The organism is Oscillibacter sp. CU971 (genome assembly GCF_905219725.1).
Classification (GTDB): Bacteria; Bacillota; Clostridia; order Oscillospirales; family Oscillospiraceae; genus Oscillibacter.
Genome location: NZ_CAJMXG010000251.1, coordinates 1 through 3,877, shown reverse-complemented (window position 1 = coordinate 3,877; position 3,877 = coordinate 1). Strand labels below are relative to the sequence as shown.

At 55.6% G+C, this 3,877-nt stretch carries 5 protein-coding genes; all 5 read right to left on the bottom strand.

From position 1 onward, the window contains the following. Positions 1–63: 63 nt before the first annotated feature. The 5 genes from JX325_RS13505 to JX325_RS13485 all read right to left on the bottom strand — a co-directional run bounded on the left by JX325_RS13505 (position 64) and on the right by JX325_RS13485 (position 3,541). A complete protein-coding gene (locus tag JX325_RS13505) occupies positions 64–1,008 on the bottom strand; it encodes a hypothetical protein (protein ID WP_204791623.1) in 945 nt (314 codons plus the stop codon). Between the two features lie 58 nt (positions 1,009–1,066). Further along, on the bottom strand, positions 1,067–1,315 hold the full coding sequence (locus tag JX325_RS13500) for a hypothetical protein (RefSeq protein ID WP_204791622.1): 249 nt from the start codon (positions 1,313–1,315) through the stop codon (positions 1,067–1,069). Between the two features lie 74 nt (positions 1,316–1,389). Then, entirely contained in the window at positions 1,390–2,856 is a 1,467-nt protein-coding gene (locus JX325_RS13495; RefSeq protein WP_204791621.1) for a hypothetical protein, read from the bottom strand. Next, positions 2,853–3,347 (bottom strand): hypothetical protein, encoded by a 495-nt coding sequence (locus JX325_RS13490; RefSeq protein ID WP_204791620.1) that lies wholly within the window; start codon positions 3,345–3,347, stop codon positions 2,853–2,855. The genes JX325_RS13495 and JX325_RS13490 overlap by 4 nt, the downstream gene beginning before the upstream one ends. 14 nt (positions 3,348–3,361) lie before the next feature. Then, entirely contained in the window at positions 3,362–3,541 is a 180-nt protein-coding gene (locus tag JX325_RS13485; RefSeq protein ID WP_204791619.1) for a hypothetical protein, read from the bottom strand. Positions 3,542–3,877: the final 336 nt, after the last annotated feature.

Genomic DNA, 3,877 nt, shown 5'->3' with positions numbered 1-3,877 from the left:
TATGGTCCTTTATGAGACGTTTCCACTGCCTTCGTCTGTTTGCCTGGTTTTTACCTGCTTTAATCAGTGCTTCCTTAAGACCTCCGCCATCTCCGCCCAGAGGGACTCATCGTATATCCATCCCGCTAGGCGGCGGCAGACCTCCTCCTCCGGCACGGCGAACACGTGCCGGAAATCCAGCTTCTCCCCGGATTCCCGGTCAAAGGCCACTCCCAGGCTGATATCGGCGTTCCCTCCGCCCGGCAGGGCCGCGAGCGTCTCAAAATACAGGACCTTCTCATTGTATGCCCTGAGCCAAACGTTCTGCTGGATATATCCCGCGCTGTAGTTCTCTCCCAGTTCCCGCCATTCGGCATAGCACTTTTCCAGCTCCTCCCGCTCGTCGTAGAGCGGCTTTTGCTCCGCGTAATAGGCGAGGATTTTCTTTCGGGCCTTTTCGCTCAGCGTTCCAAACGCCTCGTCTCCATCCGCAACGCCGCTCATCGGATCGCCGCCGGGCGCTCTGACCCGCAGCAGCTCCGTTCCGTCTGGCAAGTAGTATATCCAGCGGAACCCTGAATCGCTGGAGAGAACGTCTACCGCCGTTCCGTCCCGGAGAGTCAGAGTGTTCCGCTCCAAGCTGCCGACGATATCTACGGACTTTGCCCGGTAAGCGGTAATGCGCCCTGCCGTTGTCTTCAGCCTCGTCCGAAATGGAACGCACCACGCACTGACCTCCGCATCAATCTGAATCTCTTCCTGGAGTAGCCGGCGCGACTGGCCGGATGCGCTCTCTCTAGACCAGGCGCGTGTATTCTCCGTCATAATAACGCCCGTTCTTACTCCGTCCCGTTCCAGAACAAAGGAAGCCAGGCTTCCATCCTCCCCGGCTCGAATCTCCACGACCACGCCTTGGATGTTTCGAGCCTCACGGGCCGTCAAGGCCATCCGGCCAAACAAAACAGCGCCGCACAGCAGAACAATCACCAGCACAGCGTGCAGTTTCATCCATTCTTTTACCCGCTCCAAAGAAACTCACCTCCTGCTTTTTCATAAGGCAATCTGGCTTGGAAAAAGGCGCATAACGTCATTGCCGCTTCATTTTGATTCGGACAACCAGCTTGATCGCAAGAGTTACGAACAAAATAATTATGGTATACTTGGCAATGACCAAAACATCCTTATACCATGGGATTCCCAGCTTCTCATAGAGTCCCGGATGTGCCTTGAAATCCCGAAATATAGATATGGTACGTCCCAAAAGAAACGTAATATCGGAAGCGATTGCTGCATTCAAAGCACAGTCTAGTCTTTTCATATCTAGTCTTTTCTTCACAGAATACACCTCCCGTTTTCACAGTTCCATGAGCTCTCTCGTTCTTAACAGAATCAAAAGCGTTCCGGCGGCAATCATTCCAGCAGCCGTCCGTCCACCAGATTCTCAATTTCAATCCCTGTTACAATGTCATCCTGTGTAAAAAAGGCGATATGCTTGCAGTAAGCGTCCCCTCCCGGCTCCCAGACATACGCAAGGCCGGATTCTGCATACCAGTCAAGCGGTACAATATCCGGGTACTGCTCCCGCACCCGCGCCAGGGAATCCCCCACGGAAACGCCGCTGTCGGTGGAAACTCGGGGATCGCTGGTCGTCATTTTATAAAGCACTTCCGTTCCATCGTCAGGGTTAACGGTGTACTCCAATGTCACGGCGTCCAGCGCCGCCTCATAGCAGGGGCCAAAGCTGTCCATAGCAGGAGAGACGAGAACCGGCTCCACGTCCAGCGCCACCCCCCAGGGGAACGCCCCCTCCTGCGGCCCCAGGGTAAACACGGCGGTATTGGGAACGGTGAAGGAAAAGCGAAGATTCCGAAGATCCGTCCAAGCCTGTTCCTGCCGCAGAACGGAGTCATAGGCGCCCTGGATTTTTTTCAGGACGGCCCGTTCCGCCTCATTGGCTGGAACACAGAGCCTTACCGCCTCCTCAAAGGCAAGCCTCCCCGCCTCGTCCTCGTAAGCGGCCTCGTAACCGGGACCGGCGATCAGGCTGTTAAGGCGGGAAACCCCATAGGGAGCGGTATCCAGCAGGGCCAGGCTGGAGAGAATGTCGTTCGGCCGGTCCAGGAATCGCTGATACAGCCGGTAAAAAGCCCCCTCCGCAAAACCTCCGTCGGCGTGGAGAAGATAGCAAATCATCTCCCAGTCGGAGCAATCCTCCCGGAGGCCCTGGGCGTAGTCAAAGGTATAGACCGTTTCCGCCTCCAAATCCAAAGCGTCGGAGGGACAGAAGCTGGTGAAGCGCCAGCCCTTCGGCGTTCGCTCGTAATCAATCGTCGTTGTGGAATATCCGGCCGTAGCAATCGGATAGGACGTGGAGAAGTCGGTCCCCGGCACCGGCACCATATGGCTGTCCTCAAAATCCGCCCAGAACGTCAGCGTCACTTCCCAGCGGTCCTCGCTCAGCCGCTCCGCCTGAACGGTTTTGTCCAGGAAATAGATATTCGCGCCCCTCCCGCCGGGGACGGCGTACAGCCTGCCGTCAAAATCCCGATACTGGCCCTTGTTGAAGATTTCTTCTGCCAGCTCGGGGGTGAACGCCTCCTCCAGCCGGGAGCGCAGGTCCTCTGTGCTGGCAATGCCGTCGTCCCGTACCCGAAAATAGGTGGTTTCGCCTTCCCGCACAGAATCAGACTCATCCACGGGCATGGGGGCCAGATCAAACCAGTCGTAGAGCCGCGCCGCCCCGTCATAGGCCGCCAGAACGTCCTCCTGGAAGCCCATCAGCTCTTGTGGAGAGGGGTCTATTGTCAGCCGGACACAGCCAGTGAGCAGTATGGACAGAAGAACGCAGAGAAGAGAAGCGTACAGTCCTTTTTTCATCGGTTATATTTCCTTTCGGCCCGGCGGTGGAGCCAAGCGAAGTAAATGAAGTGGACGAGGCAGAACAGCAGAATCGCCGACCACTCGACGCCATACAGGGTGCTTCCCCTGATCCCCAGCAGCTTGTCAAACAGCAGCCAGGCGAAGGCCAGGAGCTGATACAGCGGCGTCAGAAACGCGCAGATCGTCCAAAGAAGAATCACGACCCAAAAAGAAACGCTCAGCGTGGACACGAAAAGCCCTCCCGCCGCCAGCACAGCGCTGACTCCCCAGTACCATTTTACAAAGCGGAGCAGTCCCGGTTTCCCAGAGCTAATCCATACGTCTATAACCACCTGTCCCAGGAGCCAAATTCCCAAAAAGGCCCAGGACCAGCCCGTGTAGGTGTAATACCAGCTTTCAAAATAGCTGTGAATGCTAGTAAAGAAATGCAGGACCACCCATAGAAGCGCCGCGATGTCGGCGGCGCTCCAGCGCTTACTGTCTCCCATTGCAATGCCTCCTGTTATGCCTCGTCATCCGGAGTCTCTTTCACCATTTCCGGGAGGAAGACCGCAATCATCGTCAGCGCCATAGAAATGGGCCGCGCTCTCGTCCGCAATGTTACCGGGTCTAATTGCAGATAAGCGGAGATCATCATAACCATGAGGCTCGCCGCCAGGCAGCATAGCTGAATCACTTTCATTTTGCTGACAGGTTTTCTCTCGCTCCCCACTTTAGACTGTCCCAGCCCATTTGACAGTACGCCCAAAAGGACCAGCGCAGGGCCCAAAACGCTATAAACTTTACCGCCGTCTGTAAACAGCGGGACAGCCGTAACGCAGAGTCCAAGGGCGCATAGATAAAAGCCTTTATGTTTCTTTATCATGTTCCGCCTCACATTTCACTCAGGGTTTTGTAGATGACCGACAGGGAAATCGCGCGCAGCAGCATTCCAATAAATAAAGGAAACGCTGATTTAATTCCCCGAAATAATGGAAGATGTGATAAAATAAGGGAAAGGGGGCGCGGGGTATGAAAC